Here is a 20019-nt window from a genome sequence, read left to right on the forward strand (position 1 = left end):
GGTCCGAGGCAAACGGTTTTTCGCTCGACGGTAAAGATTCGGCTCGTATTCGAGGCGGGTCACAGGCCGTGAGCCCGGCCGCTCGGCCGTGGTGCGAATATGGGCGGATGCGAATAAGCGGTCCGGTACGAATGGCTGTCGCGGCAGCGGCCTGCGGTCTCATGCTCACTCCCCTGACAGCGTGCGGCAGCTCGCCCCAGGGACAGCAGGACGACACGAAATCCGGTGGCGCAACGAACCGGAAGGCGCCGACCGCCGATCTGAAGCGCATTCCCGACGTGGGCGACCGGCTGTACGCGCAGATACCCAAGAACTCGCGGCAGGTCGTCGCGGTCTACGGCGTGGGCAAGAACTCGGCCGACTCCACCGTCGTGCTGTACACCAAGCACGGCGCCACCTGGGACACCACCGGCAGCTGGAAGGCCCACAACGGCAGGAAGGGCTGGACCACCGACCATCACGAGGACGACAAGCGCAGTCCGGTCGGGGTGTTCACGCTCACCGACGCGGGCGGTGCGCTGGCCGACCCGGGTGCCCTCCTCCCGTACACGCAGTCGGCGTCGATCCAGGCACCGCGCTACTGGTCGAAGCCGTACTGGCACGACTTCGATTACGTCATCGCCATCGACTACAACCGCGTCAAGGGCACTGCGCCCAACGACCCCACGCGCCCGCTGGGACAGTCGAAGGGTGGCAGCATCTGGCTGCACATGGACCACGGCAGCGGTACGTCGGCCTGTGTGAGCCTGCCCAAATCGGCCATGCAACTGCTGCTGCGCACCCTCGACCCGAAGCAGCACCCGGTCGTGGTGATGGGCGACAAGGCGACGCTCCGGGCGGCCTGACCACGCCACCCTCTCGTCCGGCCGCCTCTACGAGAGGGAGCTGATCGCCGCGGGCGTGGGCAGGTACGCGATCGTGCGGGGAAGGCATCAGGGACGGGTCGCCCGCTCCAGTTCCATCAGGACCGAGTGGTACTCGCGCCCCGTGGCCCGGTCCATGCCGATCTCGCACATCCGGTTGGCGGACAGATACGCGTCGTACTCGCGGGAGTTCACCTCGGCGGCCTCCTTCGCCGTCGCCGACGCCGTCAGCTCCTTGTGCAGCATCCCGCGGTCTCCCGCGAACGCGCAGCACCCGGCGTCGTCCGGGACGACGACCTCCTCCGCGCACGCCTCGGCGACCGCACGCAACTGATCCACGTCACCCAGGTGTTGCATCGAACATGTCGGGTGCAGGACCGCCGAGCCGGTCTTGCGCAGGATCGTCAGCTCCGGCAGCAGCTCGTCGGCCGCCCAGACGAGGGAGTCGACGATGCTCAGCTCCCGGTGCAACTCCCGGTTTTCGTCGGTGAGGTACGGCACCACCTCATGGGCGATACCCAGCGTGCACGACGAGGCGTCGACGACCAGCGGAAGCCGGCCGCCCGCCGTCCAGCCCCAGGCGGCCTCGACGATGCGGTTGGCCATCACCACATTGCCCTCGTCGTACCCCTTCGAGTGCCAGATCGTCGCGCAGCAGGTTCCCGCGACATCCTCCGGGATCCAGACCGGCTTTCCGGCACGGGCCGAGACGGCGACGACGGCCTGCGGCAGCGAAGGGCCGCGGTGGCCGTCGGGGCCGCCGAAGATCCGGTTCACACAGGCCGGATAGTAGACGGCGCTGGCTCCGACCCGCGAGGTGCGCGGCAGTTTGCGAGCGGCCGCGCCAGGGATCTCCGGCAGCCACTCGGGCACCAGATCGGGGCGTACGGCCTTGCGGGCGAGCCCGGTGACGGTCTCCAGCAGCCGGTCGCCGATCCTGTCCGCCGCGGCGACCGCCAGCCGCGCCGAGGCCTCCACCGCCTTGAAGTTCTTCGCCGTGAGCGCGGCGATCCGTTCCTCGCGCGGCGAGTGCCGCTGGTGGCGGAAGTCCTTCATCATGGCCCCGGTGTCGATGCCGACCGGGCAGGCGAGTTTGCAGGTGGAGTCACCCGCGCAGGTGTCGACGGCGTCGTAGCCGTACGCGTCGAGCAGTTCGGTCTCCACCGGCGAACCGTTCGGCTGCCGCATCATCTCCCGCCGCAGCACGATCCGCTGGCGCGGAGTGGTGGTCAAGTCCTCGCTGGGACAGGTCGGTTCGCAGAAGCCGCACTCGATGCACGGGTCGGCGATCAGCTCGACCTCGGGGATGGTCTTCAGCCCGCGCAGATGGGCCTTCGGGTCGCGGTCGAGGACGATCCGGGGCGCCAGCACCCCGTCGGGGTCGATGACCTGCTTCGTGCGCCACATCAGCTCGGTCGCCTTGGGGCCCCACTCCAGCTCCAGGAACGGAGCGATGTTGCGGCCGGTGGCGTGCTCCGCCTTGAGCGAGCCGTCGAAGCGCTCCACCGTCAGTCGGCAGAAGTCGTCCATGAACGCGGCGTACCGGTCGACGTCGGACGGCTTCGCCGCGTCGAAGGCGAGCAGGAAGTGCAGATTGCCGTGTGCGGCGTGACCCGCGACGGCGGCGTCGAAGCCGTGCTCCGCCTGGAGCCGGAGAAGGGATTCGCAGGCGTCGGCGAGCTGCGACGGCGGGACCGCGAAGTCCTCCGTGATCAGCGTCGTACCCGACGGGCGGGAGCCGCCGACTGCGGTGACGAAGGCTTTGCGGGCCTTCCAGTAACCGGAGATGGCCTTGGTCTCGCGGGTGAACTCGTTGGTCACCGAGGCCACCGGCGCGACAAGATCCAGCCCCTTGACCGCCGCGGCCGCCGCACGCTCGTACGCCTCCTGCCCCGGCTCGTCCGGAGCCCGGAACTCCACCAGCAGCGCCGCGGTCTCCTTGGGCAGCTCGGCCCAGTCGGCCGGTACGCCCTGGACGCTCACCGAAGCGCGCAGCGTATTGCCGTCCATCAGCTCGACGGCGATCGCACCCGCCTCGTTGAAGCGGGGCACGGCAGCCGCCGCGGCGGTCAGCGAGGGGAAGAAGAGCAGCGCGCTGGAGACCTTCCGGTCCAGCGGCAGGGTGTCGAAGACGACCTCGGAGATGAACCCGAAGGTGCCCTCCGAGCCGACCATCAGCCCGCGCAGGATCTGTACGGGCGTCGAGCCGTCCAGGAAGGCGTCGAGCCGGTACCCGTTGGTGTTCTTGATCTCGTACTTGGCGCGGATCCGGGCGGTGAGCTCCGCATCCGCCTCGATCTCCGCCTTGAGGGCCAGCAGCTCCTCGCACAGCCGAGGCTCGGCATGCGCCAGCAGCTCGTCCGCCGCCGGATCGGCGGTGTCGACGACCGTGCCGCTGGGCAGGACGAAGGTGAGCGAGGAGACGGTGCGGTACGAATTGCGGGTGGTGCCGGCGGTCATTCCGGAGGCGTTGTTGGCGACGACCCCGCCGATCGTGCACGCGATGGCGCTGGCCGGGTCGGGGCCCAGCAGCCTGCCGTACCGGGCGAGGGTGGCATTGGCGCGCATGACCGTGGTCCCGGGGCGGATACGGGCCTGCGCGCCGTCGTCCAGGACTTCGATGCCCGTCCAGTGGTGGCGGACGTCGACAAGGATGTCCTCGCCCTGCGCCTGGCCGTTCAGACTGGTGCCGGCGGCCCGGAAGACGACTTCGCGGCCCTTGCCGTGCGCGTACGACAGGATCGCCGAGAGGTCGTCGATGTCCTCGGGGACCACGACGACCTGCGGGACGAACCGGTAGGGGCTGGCATCGGAGGCGTACTTCACCAGGTCGGAGACCTTCCACAGCACCTTCTCCGGCCCCAGCAGGGCGGTCAGCTCGCCGCGCAGCGGTTCGGGTGTACCCGCCGCCCGGCTGTCGAGGACCCGATCGTGGGACGCGGAGCGCGCCGCACCAGGACGGAGGGCTTCGGGCTTCGGCTCCAGCAGCGGCATGACGATGGTCCCCTCGGCGGTTCGGTGCGGTACTCCCACCTTTCTACCAGCGGAGATCCGCACGGCTCGTGCCCGGTTCATGATCGGCACGACGACCGGTCGGGCCCGCGGGTATCGGCGGGCCCGCAGCCGTCGGTGTGGCCAGGGGCTGTCCCGTGATCCCTGGTGGATCGGCGCGTGGCGTCGGATGCGGTGGATCGCTAGGCGGAGGGGCGTCCGCACAGGGGCGTATGCGGGCGTTCCGGCGACGCGGTGAGGTGCCGTAGCTGTCGTCGTGCGCCCGCCAGGGGTGACGGGGCAGCCCTCAGCAGCGGCGTTTCGGCATTCCGGCGACGAGAGCGGACAGCAGTCCGCCCAGCACCTCCCGCTGATCGGCCGTCAATGGAGCCAGGATCTCCTCTGCGGCCGCCCGGCGCGCGTCGCGGAGCGACCGGAGCGTGGCACGGCCCTCGTCGGTGAGCTCGATCCGGACCACCCGGCGGCTGTCCGGGTCAGGGGTGCGGCGCACCCGGCCGCTCGCCTCCAGCGCGTCGACCAGGCTCGTCACGGCGCGCGGCACGACATCCAGGCGCTGTGCCAGATCCGCCATCCGGGGCGGGCCGTCGTAGTGGGCGACCGTGCGCAGCAGCCGGAACTGGGCCGGGGTGATGCCTATCGGCTCCAGCTGGCGGCTCTGGATGCGGTGCAGCCGGCGGGTCAGCCGCAGCAGCTGCTCGGCCAGCAGGCCGTCGGAGTCGGGGGAGTCCATACGGGAACAATATCAGGACTCCGTTCATTGTGAGTATAGGTAACAATGAGCTATGCTCTCAAAAGTTTGACTGCTGCTCGCGGCCGTCTCCCTCTGTCACGCCTGTCGAAGGAGCCCATGAAACCCGACGAATCCACCTGGACGCCCCCGCCCACGGACGGTACGCAGCCGCCCGCCGAGCTGCGCCGGATCTTCCGCCTCTTCCACCCGTACCGCGGCCGGCTCACGCTGGTCGGACTGCTCGTCGGCGCCTCGTCACTGGTCTCGGTGGCCTCGCCGTTCCTGCTGCGCGAGATTCTCGACACCGCCATCCCCCAGGGGCGTACGGGACTGCTGTCGCTGCTCGCCCTCGGCATGATCCTCACCGCCGTGATGAACAGTGTCTTCGGCGTCCTGCAGACGCTGATCTCGACCACGGTCGGCCAGCGCGTCATGCACGACCTGCGCACAGCGGTCTACGCCCAGCTGCAGCGGATGCCCCTCGCCTTCTTCACCAGGACACGCACGGGCGAGGTGCAGTCCCGCATCGCCAACGACATCGGCGGCATGCAGGCGACCGTCACCTCCACCGCCACGTCGCTGGTCTCCAACCTCACGGCGGTCATCGCCACCGTCGTCGCGATGCTTGCGCTCGACTGGCGGCTCACCCTGGTCTCGCTGGCACTGCTTCCGGTCTTCGTCTGGATCAGCCGCCGGGTCGGCCGGGAGCGCAAGAAGATCACCACCCAGCGCCAGAAGCAGATGGCCGCCATGGCGGCGACGGTCACCGAATCCCTCTCCGTCAGCGGCATCCTGCTCGGCCGGACCATGGGCCGGGCGGACTCCCTCACCAAGGGTTTCGCCGAGGAGTCCGAGCGCCTGGTCGACCTCGAAGTGCGCTCCAGCATGGCCGGTCGGTGGCGGATGTCGACGATCGGCATCGTCATGGCCGCCATGCCCGCCGTCATCTACTGGGCGGCGGGCCTCGCCCTGCGGTCCGGCGGCCCCGCCGTCTCCATCGGCACGCTCGTCGCCTTCGTCTCGCTCCAGCAGGGCCTCTTCCGGCCCGCCGTGAGCCTGCTCTCCACCGGAGTGCAGATGCAGACATCCCTCGCGCTCTTCCAGCGGATCTTCGAGTACCTCGACCTCAGGGTGGACATCACCGAGCCCGAGAATCCCGTCCGGCTGGAGAAGATCCGCGGCGAGATCCGCTTCGAGGACGTCGACTTCAGCTACGACGAGAAGAGCGGACCGACCCTCAGCGGTGTCGATGTCGCCGTGCCGGCCGGCGGCAGCCTCGCCGTCGTCGGGCCCACCGGCTCCGGCAAGTCCACGCTCAGCTACCTGGTGCCGCGGCTCTACGACGTCACCGGCGGCCGTGTCACGCTCGACGGTGTCGATGTACGCGATCTGGACTTCGACACGCTCGCCCGCGCCGTCGGCGTGGTCTCCCAGGAGACATACCTCTTCCACGCCTCGGTCGCCGAGAACCTGCGCTTCGCCAAGCCGGACGCGACCGACGCCGAGATCCAGGCAGCCGCCCGCGCGGCACAGATCCACGACCACATCGCCTCGCTGCCCGACGGCTACGACACCCTCGTCGGTGAGCGCGGCTACCGCTTCTCGGGCGGCGAGAAACAGCGCCTGGCCATCGCCCGCACGATCCTGCGCGACCCGCCCGTCCTCGTCCTCGACGAGGCGACCAGTGCCCTCGACACCCGCACCGAGTTCGCCGTGCAGGAGGCGATCGACGCCTTGTCCGCCGGGCGCACCACCATCACGATCGCGCACCGCCTCTCCACCGTGCGCGACGCGGACCAGATCGTCGTCCTGGACGGCGGCCGGACCGCCGAGCGCGGCAGCCACGAGGAATTGCTCCAGCTGGACGGTCGCTATGCGGCGCTCCTCCGCCGGGACACCCAACTCGCCCCTGTAGCAAGCTGATCGGAAGTTCCGGACGCACTCCGCGCAGCGGTGCGGCGACGGTACTCCATGCGGTGGACCACGAGCGGTCGGACGCGGAGTTCCCCGACCACCCTTTGACCCGGGTCCGCCGCACCCTCGGCGCGCTCGCGGAAGCGGTCGGTGTGGCATCCGACTTCGCCGCGCTGCCCGCTTTCGTAGGGCCGGGGCGCCAGGGCTGATGCCGGGCACACGACGGCGCCGCCGCCCCCGTGGGACGGGGAGCGACGGCGCCGGGTGGAGCAATGGTCAGACGAGCCAACCCACGAAGTGGACGATGCCGGCGAGCAGGCTGGTGATGAGGTTCATTCGGTGTTTCTCCTCGTACATGGTGCATATGTGGGACTGCGCAGTCGCGGTCTGCAGCCCGTCGTTTGCGCCCTGTAATCATCGGGTGCCGCAGAGGAGTTGAGCTACGAATGGCCATGCGATCACGCGTTCCAGCGAACATCCGATCCCCTGTTCGTGTGTTCTGTCGCGCCATGCGGGGGCCGTGTCGTCCGCGCCGGGGCGTCGGTGCCCGGATAACGTGCCCGCATGGTGAACGAGTCCCCGGACACCCGGCGCCACCACTGGACCCGGCCTACCTGGCGCGGGCGTCCGGCGCTGCTCGCAGGCGTCGTCCTCGTCCTTGTCCTCGGTATCGCGGCGGCCGTCCTCCTGCTGCTGGCCAAGGAGGGGATGTTCGGCCCGCCGCCACGCACCCTCGTCATTCCCGAGGGCCGGCGGGCCTCCCAGGTGTACGCGGCCGTGGACAGGTCCCTCGATGTGCCGCCGGGCACGACCAGGAAGGCCGCCGGCAAGGCGGACCTCGCACTCCCGCCCGAGGTGAAGGGCAACCCCGAGGGCTATCTGTTCCCGGCGACGTACCCCGTCACCTCCGGCACCACTCCGACGAGCCTGCTGACCTACATGGTCGACACGGCACGGCAACGATTCGGAGCGGACCACATCGCCGCCGGGGCCAGGCGCAATCATCTGTCCGTCTATCAGGCCGTGACGATCGCCAGCATCGTGCAGGCCGAGGCGGGCACCACGGACGACATGGGCAAGGTGTCCCGTGTCATCTACAACCGGCTGGCCAGTGGCATGCCGCTCCAGATGGACTCCATGCTCAACTACGCGTTGAGGCGCAGCACTCTGGACACCACCGCCGACGACACCAAGATCGACAGCGCGTACAACAGCTACGAGCACAAGGGCCTGCCGCCCACTCCCATCGGTAATCCGGGGGAGCAGGCGATGGAAGCGGCGATCACGCCGACGCCGGGCCGATGGCTGTACTTCGTGACGGTCGCCCCCGGGGACACCCGATTCACCGACAGCTATGCCGAGCACCTGCGGAACGTCCAGGAATTCAACCGCAACCGGCTGGAGACGAACGGAAATTGAGGGTGTCCGGCATCCTCGCGGCGGCACGTGGGCGCCGGTGTCACACCGGCGTGGTGGCGCGTTCTCCGCCACGGTCCACAGCCCTGTCCGCGGCTGTCCTGCCTGTAGCGGTCCCGTCCTCGGGGGCCTTGAGCAGACGGGTGATCGCGTGCACCGCCGCCCGCCCCGCCCGGTTGGCCCCGATGGTGCTCGCGGAGGGGCCGTACCCGACGAGATGGATGCGTGCGTCCCGTACGGCCTGCGTGCCCTCGACCCGGACACCGCCGCCGGGCTCGCGCAGCCTCAACGGTGCGAGATGGTCGATGGCGGCCCGGAACCCGGTCGCCCAGAGGATGACATCGACCTCCACCGACCGGCCGTCGTCCCAGGTCACCCCGGCCGGCGTGATGCGGTCGAACATCGGCAGCCGGTCGAGCACCCCCTCCGCGCGGGCCCGCCGGACGGCGTCGGTGAGCGGCAGTCCGGTCACACTCACCACACTCTGCGGCGGCAGCCCCCGCCGTACGCGCTCCTCCACCATGGCCACGGCGGCCCGCCCCTGGTCCTCGCCGAACGGCCCCTCCCGGAAGACCGGCGGCCGGCGTGTCACCCAGAAGGTCTCCGCCGCCACCTCGGCGATCTCCATCAGATGCTGCGTTCCGGAGGCCCCGCCGCCGACCACGAGCACCCGCTGCCCGGCGAACTCCTGCGGGCCCGGGTAGTTCGCGGTGTGCAGCTGGCGGCCCCGGAAGGTCTCCTGGCCCGGGTAGCGCGGCCAGAACGGCCGGTCCCAGGTACCCGTGGCATTGATCAGGGCGCGGGTGGCGTACGTACCCTCGGAGGTCTCGACCGACAACCGCCCGCCGTCGCCCTCGCGCACGGCGCTCACCTCGACGGGCCGGTGAACCCGCAGATCGAAGGTGCGCTCGTAGGCGTCGAAGTACTCGCCGATCACCTCGGACGAGGCCCGGCTGTCATCGGCGCCGGCCAGTTCCATGCCTGGCAGCGCGTGCATCCCGTGCACCTTGCCGTAGGTGAGTGACGGCCACCGGAACTGCCATGCGCCGCCCGGCCGGGGTGCGTGGTCGAGCACGACGAAGTCGCGGTCCGGCTCCAGGCCGACGCGCCGCAGATGATAGGCGCCGGACAGACCTGCCTGTCCGGCGCCGATCACGACCACATCCACCTCGCGTGTTTCGCCGACCCCAGAGTTGTTCACGCTTCTACCAACTACCCGGGGGTCCGGGATCTTCCCGGTCAGCGACCCCCGGCGATCAGGAGCGGTGCCCCGCCCGGCGCGGACGCCGGGCGCCCGTTCGCGGCAGGCACCCCCAGCAGCGGCGAAGTCGGAACGGTGGACAGCAGTCCGCGCGCCGCCAGCTCCGGCGTGACCCCCTCACCGAACCAGTACGCCTCCTCCAGATGCGGGTAGCCGGAGAGCACGAAGTGCTCCACCCCCAGCGCGTGGTACTCCTCGATCCGGTCGGCGACATCCGCGTGACTGCCGACCAGCGCCGTGCCCGCACCGCCCCGGACCAGACCGACCCCCGCCCACAGGTTCGGCGAGATCTCCAGCTTGTCGCGCGAGCCGCCGTGCAGGGCCAGCATCCGCTGCTGTCCCACCGACTCGCTCCGCCCCAGAGCCTGCTGCGCGGCGGCGATCGTCGCCGGATCGAGATCGCCGAGCAGTCGGTCCGCCGTCGCCCACGCCTCCTTCGCCGAGTCGCGCGAGATGGTGTGCAGTCGGATCCCGAACCGGACATCGCGACCCTGCTGCCCCGCGAGCCCGCGAATCCAGTCGATCTTCTGCTTCACATCCGCCGGCGGCTCGCCCCAGGTCAGATACACATCGGCGTGTGCGGCGGCCACGGGGCCGGCCGCCGACGACGACCCGCCGAAGAAGATCTCCGGCAGCGGGTCCGGCGGCAGCGCCGTCAGCCCGCCCTCCACCTGATAGTGCTCACCGTCGAAGTCGTACGGCTGCCCGCTCCACACACCCCGGACCACCGAAAGGAACTCGGCGGTCCGCGCATAACGCCGGTCGTGATCCAGATGGTCACCGAACCGCCGCTGCTCGGTCGAGTCACCGCCCGTCACCACATTGAGCAGCAGCCGGCCCCGGGTGATCCGCTGATACGTCGCTGCCATCTGCGCCGCGAGCACCGGCGAGATCACCCCTGGCCGGAACGCCACCAGGAACTTCAGCCGCTCGGTGTGCTGCGCCAGCGCCACCGTCGTCAGCCAGGCGTCCTCGCACCAGGTGCCGGTCGGCGTCAGTACCGCCTCGAAGCCCAGCTGCTCGGCCGCCTTGGCGATCTGTGCCAGATACTCGACATCGGGCGCCCGGACCCCGCTCACCGGAGTGATCCGGTCCCGCTTGATCCCGCCGTCGGTGTACGCGTGGCGGTCGACGAGCGTGCGGCCGTCACCGCCTGTGGGGAGGAACCAGTGCAGATGGACGTTCATGACGTGGCCTTTCCGTACGAGCGGGGGGCTGCCGAGGACGCGGGCAGATCGCGGTTGAACCGGGTGTCGACGTAGTCCTTGAAGGCGAACCTGCGTGGAATGAGTTTCAGATCGGCGAAGGTGTCGGCGATGGCCTGCTCGGACGCGATCGCCGCCGGGTCGACGGCAACGGGCACCCGCGTCCCGTAACTGCGCTTCACGGCGTCCAGCGCGACGTCGTACGGCAGCCCGGTCTCCTTAGCCCAGACCTTCGCCCACGTCTCCGGATGCTTGAACACCCAGCTCTGCGCCCGCTTCAGCCGGACCAGCAGATCGCCGATCGCCTTGGACTTCCTGGTGTCCTTCAGGGCCGCGGGAGAGGCGACCTGGAAGCTCAGGCCGTTGACGATGCCCTCACCCGTGCTCAGCACCCGCGCCTGCCCGCTGCGCAGGATCTGCGAGGTGTACGGATCCCAGATGGCCCAGGCATCGACCTTGCCCCGGCTGAACGCGGCCAGTGCGTCGGCCGGCTGAAGGAAGTTCAGCTTTACGTCCGAGAGGCTGAGCCCCGCCTTCTTCAGCGAGGCGACGAGTTGGTAGTGGGCCGAGCTTCCCTGGGCCACCGCAATGGACTTGCCCTTCAGTTGCGCGGGCGTCTTCAGGCCGGAGCCCTTCGGCACCACGATCGCCTCGCCCGCCGATGAGCCATGGGAGGCACCCACCACCACGATCTTGGATCCGGAACCCGCCGCGAAGACCGGCGGTGTGTTGCCGACACCACCGATGTCCACGGCCTTGGCGTTCACCGCCTCCAGAAGTGGCGGCCCGGAGGTGAAGGTCGACCATTTGATCCGGTAGTCGAGGTGGTCGAGCTCTCCCGAGGCCCGCAGGATCGCCTCGTAACCCCCCTTCTGGTCACCGACGGCGAGTGTGACGCCGCCCTGGCCGTCGGTGCTGTCCGTGGTGGAAGCGGACGAGGCACCACCGCAGGCGGTGAGCAGCAGGGTGAGCGGCAGAAGCAGAGCGGGCAGGGTACGGCGTCTCATGACATGCCTCTTTCCGAAGGTCGAACGCATGGGGAAGATGTGCTGGGCAGGGGGCGGCCGGTCAGGCGGCCTCGGCCGGAGAGGCGTCCTCCGCGACACCCAGTTCGGTCAGCAGCCGGGAGCGCAGCGCGGCGAACTCTGGACTGCCCACGGTGCGCGGCCGGTCCAGATCAACGGGTGTCCCGTACGCGATGGCGCCGTCCCGCATCACCAGCGCACGGTCGGCCAGCAGCAGCGCCTCGTCCACGTCATGTGTGACGAGCAGCACCGCGCAGCCGCGCCGCTGCCAGAGCTCGGCGACCAGCTGCTGCGCCTTGATCCGGGTGAGCGCGTCGAGCGCACCGAACGGCTCGTCGAGCAGCAGCAGATCGGGTTCGCGCACCAGGGCACGCGCCAGCGAAGCCCGCTGCGCCTCGCCACCTGAGAGCGTCTTGGGCCACGCGCCGGCCCGCTCAGCGAGCCCGACCTCCTCCAACGCCCGCTCGGCGACCGCCCTTTCCGGTTTGTCCGGCAACCCGAGCAGCACATTGCGCCAGACCCGCTTCCACGGCATCAGCCGAGGCGCCTGGAAGGCGACAGCCCGCCGCTTGGGCACCAGCACCGTGCCCGTGATGTCGCGGTCGAGCCCGGCCAGTACCCGCAGCAGAGTCGACTTCCCGCAGCCGCTGCGCCCCAGCAGCGCGGTGAACTCCCCGGCGCGCAGGGTGAGATCGAGCCCGTCGACGACGGCCCGCCCGTCGAAGGAACGGGTCAGTCCCTCCACCCGAACGGCGGTGTCGGACCGGGCGCTCACTGGCCCGTGAAGGTCGGTCGCCATTGCAGCAGCAGCCTTTCGAGTATCCGGACGATGACATCGGCGGTGAGGCCGAGGAATGCGTAGACGACCAGGCAGACGACGATGACGTCGGTCCGGAAGAACTCCCGGGCCTGGTTCATCAGGAAGCCGATCCCGGCGTCGGCGTTGACGGACTCGCCGAAGACCAGCGCCAGCCAAGCGGTGGCGAGCGAATAGCGCAGCCCTGTCATGGCCCCGGGGAGGGCACCCGGCAGCACCACATGCCGGATGAGCCCCCAGCGCCCGAGCCCCAACGACTGGCCCGCTTCGATGAGTTGCTCGTCGACGCCCCGGATACCGGCGTACACATTGAGGTAGAGATGGAAGGCCACGCCGAGCGCGATCAGCGCCACCTTCGGGGCCTCGCCGATCCCCAGCCAGATGATGAACAGCGGGATCAGCCCTACCCAGGGAACGGTCCGCAGCATCTGCACGGTCGCGTCGACGAGATCCTCGCCGAGCCGGGACAGCCCGGACACCAAGGCGAGCGCGGTCCCGACGACACCACCGAGGACCAGGCCCGCGGCGACCCGCTGGAGCGAGATCCCCATCGCGGACGGCAGGGTCCCGTCGGCGATCAGATCCGATCCGGCCCGGGCGATGGTTCCGGGCGACGCGAGCACATCGGGATGCAGAACGCCCGTCGCGCTGAGCACCTGCCACAGCGCGAGAAGCAGCACCGGGCCGATGGCTCGTCGCAGCGGGCGGGGTACGGACCGCAGCCGTGAGCCACGGGCGGACTCCGGCACGACAGGCTCGAGTTCGACCGCCGTACAAGTACCGGATTTGTTGATTTCCTCTGATATATCCGGCGGGGCGAGGGCATGGCCAAGGGTCATGAAAGCTCCACGAGCAGTCCACGGAAGAGGAGAACGCACGCCTCTACAGCCCGACACCCCGACGGCGGACCCGCTACGGCACGGGAGCTACGAAAGGGGCGGGGTGAGATGGTGTACGGCGAGGCGCCTACGGCGACAGAGAGGTACGCAAGCCAGGTGCGGGCCGGATGGGCCCTTGTTCACCTGCGGAATACGTGCTGAAGGAACGTCAGCAACCGCGACAACACGCGGCAGAGGCCACACGCAGCAGGTCGATGTGACCGCGCGAAGTGAGCAGAGCTGAACGGAACATGTCGCTGAACGTAGCGACGCACCTGGGAACCGGTCAATACTGTCTCGGCACGTGGACGCACCATCTTGCGCCACGAGCGAGAAGATGGGGGCATGCCTGATGCCTTCACCACCAGCGTTCTGCACCTCACGACCGGTGACACCGAGACGGTCACCGACCTGACGGCCGACTGCGAACGGTTCCTCAGCCGCGCCGCCGTCGGCCGGGACGGCCTCCTCAATATTTTCGTGCCGCACGCAACCGCCGGAATCGCCATCCTGGAAACCGGCGCGGGCAGCGACGACGACCTCCTCGCCACCCTTCACGCGCTGCTGCCCGCGGACGACCGCTACCAGCACCGCCACGGCAGCCCCGGCCACGGCCGCGACCACGTACTGCCGGCCTTCATCGCACCGCACGCCACATTGCCGGTGATCGGCGGACAGCTGGAACTGGGGACATGGCAGTCGGTGTGCCTGGTCGACACGAACGTCGATAATGCGGACCGTCAGGTGCGTCTGAGCTTCGTCGGTTAGTCGATACTCATCGTGGCGCCAGTTTGACGACAGCCAACCTGCGAGTCGAGTGCGCCGGTGAAAATGACGCTTTTGGCAAGCGGGGATGCGTCAGGGGCGTCCGAGGGCGCGGACGGTCCAGCCCGCCTGGCGCCAGGTCTCGGTGTCGAGGGTGCCGCGGCCGTCGAAGACCCTCGGAGTTCCGGCGCGGGCGGCGAAGTGGCGCGGGTCGATGTGGGAGAACTGCGGCCACTCGGTCAGGTGCAGTCGCAAGTCGGCGTTCTGGACGGCGGCGCTGGGGTCGTTCGGCGCCTCTGCCTTCACCACCCCCGTCACGAGATGGCTTGTCACCCCCGCCGACGAGACCGCCGACCACTGCGGCGGCGGGCAGGTCGGACGGGCCGACCTCGACGAACTGGGTGAAGCCGCAGACGACGCCCGCCGCTGGGACTCCGAATACGGCGGCGGGAACTGGAAGGCCAACCCCGCCACCGACTGCCTCGACCACCGGGCCGGTCCCCTGCTGCAAGGTAGCTTCTTTGACGAGATCGGCCGTGAACTCTTCTCGGTGACCGCCGAGCTGTCCCGGCTCGCGGGATGGACGGCATTCGACGTCGGCGAGCACGAACTGGGTCAACGGCACTTCATCCAGGCCCTCCGCCTCGCCCGCGCCGGCGGCGACATGCAGCTCGGCTGCTATGTGCTCACCACCATGGCCATGCAGTCCCTCATGCGAGGCTTCGCCTCGGAGACCGTGGACATGGCCCAGGGCGCCTTCGAGCGGGCCAAGGGCCAGGCCGTGCCCCGAGTGCTGGCGTTCACCAAGTTCATCGAAGCCCGCGCTCACGCCCGCGAAAGCGACCCCCGGGCTGCCTCCCGGGCCCTGAAAGCCTCCGAAGACCTTCTCGGCCGAGCGAAGCAACAGCGGCGACGAACCCGCGTGGATCGACTTCTGTCACCACGCCCGCCTCTCGGTGGACGCTGCCGAGATCTTCCGCGACCTGAAGAACCCCAGGATGGCCCTGACCTGGAACCAGCAGGCCGCCGCAATGCTGTCCGGAGTGTTCGCCCGCTCTGTCGGCATGCGGCTCGCCATCGTCGGAACCGCCCACCTCCAGGCCAAGGATCTGGATCGCGGCCTGGAGCTGGGCAACCGCAGCGTGGACATCCTCGCCCGGGTCCAGTCCTCCCGGGCCAAGGACTACGTCAGCGAGTGCGACGCGGCCCTCGCGCCTTGGCGGCGCGAGCTGACCGTCCGCGAGTTCATCCACCGGAGCCGCAAGGAACTCGGAGTTGCCGGCCTGACCAGCCATCCTCTCGACAACGTCAGAACCTGTCTGGCCCTGCAAGATCTCAAGTAGTGGGTAGCCGGAACGGGATGACGTTGTCCGGGGCGTCGGCGGACTCCGGAGCTGACGGCGTGCCCTTCTCGCGGACGAGGACGGCGCCGGCAAGGGCTGGGGGAGTCGCCCGCTGACAGAGACACCCGTTTGCTTCTCACCGCGAACTGGCACGTCCCAGCTCTGCGCGCCCCCGATGGCCTCACTGTCGTTGCCCTCGCCGTTGAGGCCGACGTCCACCGCATGACCCCCCTCAAGCGGCATGCCCATCCGAAGAACGAGTTCTACGAGCGCATCCGCACACCGCCCCCACGCCGAACAGGCACACCTGGAACGACCGCAACTGGAAGCCGCCTGGGACCAGCTGGCCACCGACGGCTCGATACGCCTCACCGCTGTCGGCGCGCTGGACCACACGTCTTTGAGTGCCTGCTGGACCTGCTTCGCGACAAGGTCTGGGTTCCCGAGGGTCCGCCGATCTCGCACAGGAGTATGTCGACCGTTGATCCACATGCATCAACTCCCGTGTCCAGACGCCGGGTTGTGGTGAGTCGCGCGTGGGAGTCGTGAAGAGTTCGCGTACGAATCTCGGGATTCGGTCACAGGAGCGGAAAACTCGGAGGGCTCACTCGGCGCTTCCGAACAGGTCGGACGCCGACCATGCGATGGGAGACCCGATCAACGATGTTCACTCTGGTATGGAGCAGAGTGCGGACGGCCGCGCTCGCGCTCTCGGCCGTCGCAGCCCTCGCCGTCGGCACGACCGGCGCGGCAGCGGCCCCCGCCCCCGCGAAGCAGGGGCCAACTTCGGTGGCGTACATCGAGGTGAACAACAACAGCATGCTCAACGCCGGCAAGTACACGCTCGCCAACGGCGGCGGCAATGCCTTTGATGTCGCCGTGATCTTCGCGGCGAACATCAACTACGACACGAGCACGAAGGCGGCATATCTGTACTTCAACGAGAATGTGCGTCGCGTCCTCGACAACGCCGCCACGGAGATACGGCCGTTGCAGCAGAAGGGCATCAAGGTCGTCCTCTCGGTGCTCGGCAACCACCAGGGTGCAGGGTTCGCCAACTTTCCGTCGCAGCAGGCGGCGTCGGCGTTCGCGAAAGAAATGTCGGACACCGTGGTCAAGTACGGACTCGACGGTATCGACTTCGACGACGAATACGCCGAGTACGGCAACAACGGCACTGCCCAGCCCAACGACAGCTCGTTCGTGCACCTGGTGACGGCATTGCGCGCGAACATGCCGGACAAGATCATCAGTCTCTACAACATCGGCCCGGCTGCGTCGCGTCTGTCCTACGGCGGCGTCGACGTCTCCTCCAAGTTCGACTACGCCTGGAACCCGTACTACGGCACCTGGCAGGTCCCCGGCATCGCACTGCCCAAGTCGAAGCTGTCGCCTGCAGCCGTCGAGATCGGCCGGACCTCGCAGAGTACGGCCGCCGACCTCGCCCGTCGCACCGTCAGCGAAGGATACGGCGTCTATCTGACGTACAACCTCGATGGCACCGATCGCAGTGCCGACGTCTCCGCGTTCACCAGGGAACTGTACGGCAGTGACGCCGTCTACACGCCGTAAGGCGGCCACACGCCCCGGCACACGATGCACCCTCGGGGTCTGCCGCATCCCATAGGCCCGCGACCCGTGCAGGCCGCGCTGTCGACAACGATGTCGGGGGCGCGGTCGCGCGCGGCGACACACATGACACTTACCTGTACGCGGACGACTTCGCGTACGAAGAGGGAAAGGCCAAGGTCGGCAGGACGTTCCAGCCGTACCTCGCCTCGCGCGGGAACCAGCCCCGCTACATGGTCGACCAGACCGGCGCACGGGAGGTGGGCGGCGACGGAGTGCTGTACCAGTACATGGACCAGTCCGTGAAGGACACCGCCGCCTGGAACAAGAACACCCCCAACACCATGGTCGGCGAATTTCGTTGGGAGAACTACAAGGCGTCCGTCGATGTCTCCTTCCCCGCCCCGGTCGGCGGTCCCGCGGCCCTGGGCGAGCGCCAGCAGAAGGGCATGGCGATCAGCGACGCCGCCGACAACCTGCGCATCGGTCCCGACGGTGCCAGCGAGGTCGACACGGCGCCGATCCGCCGTGCCCTCGCGGAGGTCGCGGCGCCGGAGCAGTGGGCGTACACGGTCGCGTCGTGGGACGTGTTCGGACATGCCGTCGCCGCCGCGAAGTCCGCCGTGGCCGGGCAGGAGGGCCTCGACACCGTCGGCGCCGAGCAGCTCGCGAGCAGGCTGTGAACGGCGTACGACCAGTTTGCGTGCAAGGAGGACGCCGCCCGGTAGACAGCTCTCGTGCAGGCGAGCGGTCACGGTGGAGGTCTCATCGGGGCCGCTCAGGCCGGTTCGCGGCGCAGCGTCGTGGGCGCGGGCACGGAGTGCGGTGCGGCCGGCAGCGACGAGGCGCGGATCATCAACTCCGGTAGAATGAGCGCCCGTTGGGCCGGGCGGCGACCGCCTTCGAGGAGGCGCGCCAGCATCATCTCGACGGCCGTGCGGCCCACGAGTGCCTTGGGCGGCCGTACTGCTGTGATGGCCGGGTCGGCGAGATGGGCGACCTCGTCGTCGTAGCTGACGATTGCCAGGTCGTCGGGCACGCGGATGCCCTGCTCGGTCAGGTACTGGACCACCGAGATTGCGTCGGGGTCGCTGTGCACGATGAGCGCGGTGATGTGGGAGCGGCGGCAGCCTTCCAGGATGTCACCGATGATTTGGCGGTGTCCCGGTACGTCGAGGGCAACGCTTTCGCGTATCAGGAAGCCGGCGGACAGACCGAGTTCGGCACAGGCACGGTGCCACCCCACGGCGAGGTGCGCAGAGGTGGGACTGCCCTTGGACAGCACGAGCCCGATATTGCGGTGGCCGAGCGTGTGCAGATGCCGGACCGCCATCTCCAGCCCGGTCGCGTGATCGCTGCGCACCCATTCGAGCTGGTGCGGCGTCGGGGTCCAGTCGGGCGTGTTGCGCTCCACGAAGACCACGGGGACCGGCAGTCTGCCGATCCAGTCGATCATCTCGTGCATGCCGGGGCCCTCCAGGCTCGGCGCGAGGAGCAACCCCTGCACCTGCCCGGATTCGGTCAGCCGGACGATCTGTCGGCGGTCCTCCGCCTGGTCGTAACTGGACCCCCGCAGGCGGACGTTGACGCCGTGAGCCGCTGCGGCGTTGCGGACCCCACTGACGATGTGCGGCCAATAGAAGTCCAGCGAGGGGACGACCATCCCGATCGTGAATGCGGGCATCGCGAGGCGCCTCCGGCGCACCGGCTCCTGCTCCAGGGCGGAGGGCAGCGTGGCCCCGCCGTGCACCCGGGTCAACAGGCCGCGTTCGGCGAGCGCCGCGATGTCGCGCCGGATCGTCAGCTCGCTGACCGAGAGGTCCTGCGCGAGATCGCGTACGCGAACAGCGCCGTGCAGCCGCAGCTGATCCATCAGCCGTTGGCGGCGTTGCAGCGCGAACAACTGGTCGGTCCTCGCGGGAGGTCCCGCGGGTCCCTCGGGCCCGGTGGGCCGTGTCGACGCCATGGCACATCCCCTCCCGTCCGGTGCCGAGCCCGGGCGATGTTCGAGTTTGTTCGGCTTGTTTCGTCCGTGGTCGAGCTCTGGTGGGTCTGTGTGGGTGACCACTATCTCTGACTCAGCGTCTTCTGGCTGGAACTCGCCGGAAACACGGATGGCACCTGCTGTTTGAGCGGGTGCCCAAAGGCAGAGGAGCCCGCACCGCATGCAGACCAAGGCCCGCGCTCTGGTCGTGATGAGCAGGTCCAGCTTCGAGGCACACTTCGATCAGGACCGGCTGCGCCGTCTCGCCGACCTCGTGACCCTGGACGAGCCCTGCTGGACGGACGACCTCGACAGCGCAAGGTCGCGCGAACGCCTGGCCCGCGCCGAAGTGCTGCTCACGTCGTGGGGCGCGCCCGCTCTCACACCGCAGCGGCTCGCCGCGGCACCCCGCCTGCGGGCCGTGCTGCACGGGGCGGGCAGCGTGCGCGACCTGGTCGGGCAGGAGGTGTGGCGGCGCGGGATCCGAGTGACCAGCGCTGCCGACGCCAACGCCGTACCGGTGGCGGAGTACACCCTCGCCGCGATCATCTTCGCCGGGAAGAAGGTCCCGTTCCTCGCCGCCGACGAGCAGCGCGCGTACGAGGGGTGGGGCTCGGTCACCGGCTACGGCGACCTGTCCAACTTCCGCAGGACCGTCGGCATCGTCGGCTTCTCGCGGATCGGCCGTCAGGTCGTCGAGTTGCTGCAGGTGCTGCGCGGCACCACCTGCCTGGTGGCCGACCCGTACGCCGACCCGGAGGAGGTGGCGCGGGCCGGTGCGAGGCTCGTACCGCTGGAGGAGATGCTGCCGCGGGTCCACGTGCTGTCCGTGCACGCCCCCGAGCTGCCCGAGACCCACCACCTCATCGGCGCGGAACAGCTGAGCACGCTCCCCGACTTCGCGACGGTCATCAACACCGCGCGCGGCTCGCTCGTCGACCCCGACGCGCTGGCCGCCGAGTGCGCTTCCCGCCGGCTCTTCGCGATCCTCGATGTCACCGATCCCGAACCACTGCCCGCCGAATCGCCGTTGCGCCGCCTGGCCCGCGTGATGATCACGCCGCACATCGCCGGGTCCCTGGGCAGCGAGATCGGCCGGCTGACCGACCACGTCCTCGACGAACTCACCCGCTGGGTCGCCGGCAAACAGTTGCGGGCCGAGATCACCGCGGAGAGCTGGGCCCTGGGCCTGAGCGCCTGACCCCGACTTGCTCCACCGTCCCCAACCGCTCAAAGG

At 69.3% G+C, this 20019-nt stretch carries 19 protein-coding genes; 9 read left to right on the forward strand and 10 right to left on the reverse strand.

Annotation, left to right across the window (positions count from 1 at the left end):
• Positions 1–131: 131 nt before the first annotated feature.
• Positions 132–845 (forward strand): hypothetical protein, encoded by a 714-nt coding sequence (locus OG963_RS37040; protein WP_093777632.1) that lies wholly within the window; start codon positions 132–134, stop codon positions 843–845.
• A gap of 87 nt (positions 846–932) precedes the next feature.
• On the opposite strand, the gene OG963_RS37045 is transcribed toward OG963_RS37040, so the two are convergent.
• Positions 933–3857: an FAD-binding and (Fe-S)-binding domain-containing protein gene (locus OG963_RS37045; RefSeq protein WP_093777788.1), complete on the reverse strand. Its 2925-nt coding sequence runs from the start codon at positions 3855–3857 to the stop codon at positions 933–935.
• Positions 3858–4161: 304 nt separating this feature from the next.
• Complete coding sequence (locus OG963_RS37050) at positions 4162–4605, reverse strand: MarR family winged helix-turn-helix transcriptional regulator (RefSeq protein WP_030922042.1); 444 nt, start codon at positions 4603–4605, stop codon at positions 4162–4164.
• 117 nt (positions 4606–4722) lie between these two features.
• Here OG963_RS37050 and OG963_RS37055 point away from each other — a divergent pair, with 117 nt between their 5' ends.
• The 3 genes from OG963_RS37055 to mltG all read left to right on the forward strand — a co-directional run bounded on the left by OG963_RS37055 (position 4723) and on the right by mltG (position 7938).
• Positions 4723–6528, forward strand: coding sequence for an ABC transporter ATP-binding protein (locus OG963_RS37055; protein ID WP_093777634.1), 1806 nt, complete (start codon positions 4723–4725; stop codon positions 6526–6528).
• 53 nt (positions 6529–6581) lie between these two features.
• On the forward strand, positions 6582–6728 hold the full coding sequence (locus tag OG963_RS37060) for a hypothetical protein (protein WP_176902333.1): 147 nt from the start codon (positions 6582–6584) through the stop codon (positions 6726–6728).
• A gap of 355 nt (positions 6729–7083) precedes the next feature.
• A complete protein-coding gene (gene mltG, locus OG963_RS37065; protein WP_093777636.1) occupies positions 7084–7938 on the forward strand; it encodes an endolytic transglycosylase MltG in 855 nt (284 codons plus the stop codon).
• A 40-nt stretch (positions 7939–7978) separates the two neighbouring features.
• Here mltG and OG963_RS37070 read toward each other — a convergent pair whose 3' ends face one another.
• From OG963_RS37070 to OG963_RS37095, 6 genes are all read right to left on the reverse strand, one after another.
• Positions 7979–9136 carry an NAD(P)-binding domain-containing protein gene (locus tag OG963_RS37070; protein ID WP_362271489.1) on the reverse strand — a complete coding sequence of 386 codons (1158 nt, stop codon included), beginning with the start codon at positions 9134–9136 and terminating at the stop codon, positions 7979–7981.
• Between the two features lie 38 nt (positions 9137–9174).
• The gene (locus tag OG963_RS37075; RefSeq protein WP_371799867.1) at positions 9175–10383 is read right to left on the reverse strand and encodes an LLM class flavin-dependent oxidoreductase; all 1209 of its coding nucleotides are present in this window, start codon (positions 10381–10383) and stop codon (positions 9175–9177) included.
• Positions 10380–11408, reverse strand: coding sequence for an ABC transporter substrate-binding protein (locus OG963_RS37080; protein ID WP_362271491.1), 1029 nt, complete (start codon positions 11406–11408; stop codon positions 10380–10382). Before OG963_RS37080 ends, OG963_RS37075 begins: the two co-directional genes overlap by 4 nt.
• A 61-nt stretch (positions 11409–11469) precedes the next feature.
• On the reverse strand, positions 11470–12225 hold the full coding sequence (locus tag OG963_RS37085) for an ABC transporter ATP-binding protein (protein WP_093777642.1): 756 nt from the start codon (positions 12223–12225) through the stop codon (positions 11470–11472).
• Positions 12198–13082 carry an ABC transporter permease gene (locus OG963_RS37090; RefSeq protein WP_176902335.1) on the reverse strand — a complete coding sequence of 295 codons (885 nt, stop codon included), beginning with the start codon at positions 13080–13082 and terminating at the stop codon, positions 12198–12200. The genes OG963_RS37085 and OG963_RS37090 overlap by 28 nt, the downstream gene beginning before the upstream one ends.
• Before the next feature lie 208 nt (positions 13083–13290).
• Positions 13291–13374 carry a putative leader peptide gene (locus OG963_RS37095; protein WP_311307964.1) on the reverse strand — a complete coding sequence of 28 codons (84 nt, stop codon included), beginning with the start codon at positions 13372–13374 and terminating at the stop codon, positions 13291–13293.
• Between the two features lie 92 nt (positions 13375–13466).
• Here OG963_RS37095 and OG963_RS37100 point away from each other — a divergent pair, with 92 nt between their 5' ends.
• A complete protein-coding gene (locus tag OG963_RS37100; RefSeq protein WP_319327538.1) occupies positions 13467–13889 on the forward strand; it encodes a YjbQ family protein in 423 nt (140 codons plus the stop codon).
• A 90-nt stretch (positions 13890–13979) separates the two neighbouring features.
• On the opposite strand, the gene OG963_RS37105 is transcribed toward OG963_RS37100, so the two are convergent.
• Positions 13980–14219 (reverse strand): hypothetical protein, encoded by a 240-nt coding sequence (locus OG963_RS37105; RefSeq protein ID WP_319327572.1) that lies wholly within the window; start codon positions 14217–14219, stop codon positions 13980–13982.
• Positions 14220–14842: 623 nt separating this feature from the next.
• Here OG963_RS37105 and OG963_RS37110 point away from each other — a divergent pair.
• From OG963_RS37110 to OG963_RS37120, 3 genes are all read left to right on the forward strand, one after another.
• Entirely contained in the window at positions 14843–15229 is a 387-nt protein-coding gene (locus OG963_RS37110; protein ID WP_371799868.1) for a hypothetical protein, read from the forward strand.
• Positions 15230–15892: 663 nt separating this feature from the next.
• The gene (locus OG963_RS37115; RefSeq protein ID WP_371799869.1) at positions 15893–16801 is read left to right on the forward strand and encodes an endo-beta-N-acetylglucosaminidase H; all 909 of its coding nucleotides are present in this window, start codon (positions 15893–15895) and stop codon (positions 16799–16801) included.
• A gap of 230 nt (positions 16802–17031) precedes the next feature.
• Complete coding sequence (locus tag OG963_RS37120; protein WP_371799870.1) at positions 17032–17481, forward strand: hypothetical protein; 450 nt, start codon at positions 17032–17034, stop codon at positions 17479–17481.
• Positions 17482–17576: 95 nt separating this feature from the next.
• Here the strand turns inward: OG963_RS37120 and OG963_RS37125 are convergent, their stop codons facing one another.
• The gene (locus OG963_RS37125; protein WP_093930773.1) at positions 17577–18764 is read right to left on the reverse strand and encodes a substrate-binding domain-containing protein; all 1188 of its coding nucleotides are present in this window, start codon (positions 18762–18764) and stop codon (positions 17577–17579) included.
• Positions 18765–18963: 199 nt separating this feature from the next.
• Here OG963_RS37125 and OG963_RS37130 point away from each other — a divergent pair, with 199 nt between their 5' ends.
• Positions 18964–19983, forward strand: coding sequence for a hydroxyacid dehydrogenase (locus tag OG963_RS37130; RefSeq protein ID WP_093930774.1), 1020 nt, complete (start codon positions 18964–18966; stop codon positions 19981–19983).
• Positions 19984–20019 lie beyond the last annotated feature (36 nt).

Source organism: Streptomyces sp. NBC_01707 (assembly GCF_041438805.1).
Taxonomy (GTDB): domain Bacteria; phylum Actinomycetota; class Actinomycetes; order Streptomycetales; family Streptomycetaceae; genus Streptomyces.

Excerpts from the sequence above, each read along its gene's own strand:
- OG963_RS37040 (WP_093777632.1), top strand. The coding sequence starts at position 132 with ATGGCTGTCGCGGCAGCGGCCTGCGGTCTCATGCTCACTCCCCTGACA.
- OG963_RS37045 (WP_093777788.1), bottom strand. The coding sequence starts at position 3,857 with ATGCCGCTGCTGGAGCCGAAGCCCGAAGCCCTCCGTCCTGGTGCGGCG.
- OG963_RS37050 (WP_030922042.1), bottom strand. The coding sequence starts at position 4,605 with ATGGACTCCCCCGACTCCGACGGCCTGCTGGCCGAGCAGCTGCTGCGG.
- OG963_RS37055 (WP_093777634.1), top strand. The coding sequence starts at position 4,723 with ATGAAACCCGACGAATCCACCTGGACGCCCCCGCCCACGGACGGTACG.
- mltG (WP_093777636.1), top strand. The coding sequence starts at position 7,084 with ATGGTGAACGAGTCCCCGGACACCCGGCGCCACCACTGGACCCGGCCT.
- OG963_RS37075 (WP_371799867.1), bottom strand. The coding sequence starts at position 10,383 with ATGAACGTCCATCTGCACTGGTTCCTCCCCACAGGCGGTGACGGCCGC.
- OG963_RS37080 (WP_362271491.1), bottom strand. The coding sequence starts at position 11,408 with ATGAGACGCCGTACCCTGCCCGCTCTGCTTCTGCCGCTCACCCTGCTG.
- OG963_RS37085 (WP_093777642.1), bottom strand. The coding sequence starts at position 12,225 with ATGGCGACCGACCTTCACGGGCCAGTGAGCGCCCGGTCCGACACCGCC.
- OG963_RS37090 (WP_176902335.1), bottom strand. The coding sequence starts at position 13,082 with ATGACCCTTGGCCATGCCCTCGCCCCGCCGGATATATCAGAGGAAATC.
- OG963_RS37095 (WP_311307964.1), bottom strand. The coding sequence starts at position 13,374 with ATGTTCCGTTCAGCTCTGCTCACTTCGCGCGGTCACATCGACCTGCTG.
- OG963_RS37100 (WP_319327538.1), top strand. The coding sequence starts at position 13,467 with ATGCCTGATGCCTTCACCACCAGCGTTCTGCACCTCACGACCGGTGAC.
- OG963_RS37115 (WP_371799869.1), top strand. The coding sequence starts at position 15,893 with ATGTTCACTCTGGTATGGAGCAGAGTGCGGACGGCCGCGCTCGCGCTC.
- OG963_RS37120 (WP_371799870.1), top strand. The coding sequence starts at position 17,032 with ATGGTCGACCAGACCGGCGCACGGGAGGTGGGCGGCGACGGAGTGCTG.
- OG963_RS37125 (WP_093930773.1), bottom strand. The coding sequence starts at position 18,764 with ATGGCGTCGACACGGCCCACCGGGCCCGAGGGACCCGCGGGACCTCCC.
- OG963_RS37130 (WP_093930774.1), top strand. The coding sequence starts at position 18,964 with ATGCAGACCAAGGCCCGCGCTCTGGTCGTGATGAGCAGGTCCAGCTTC.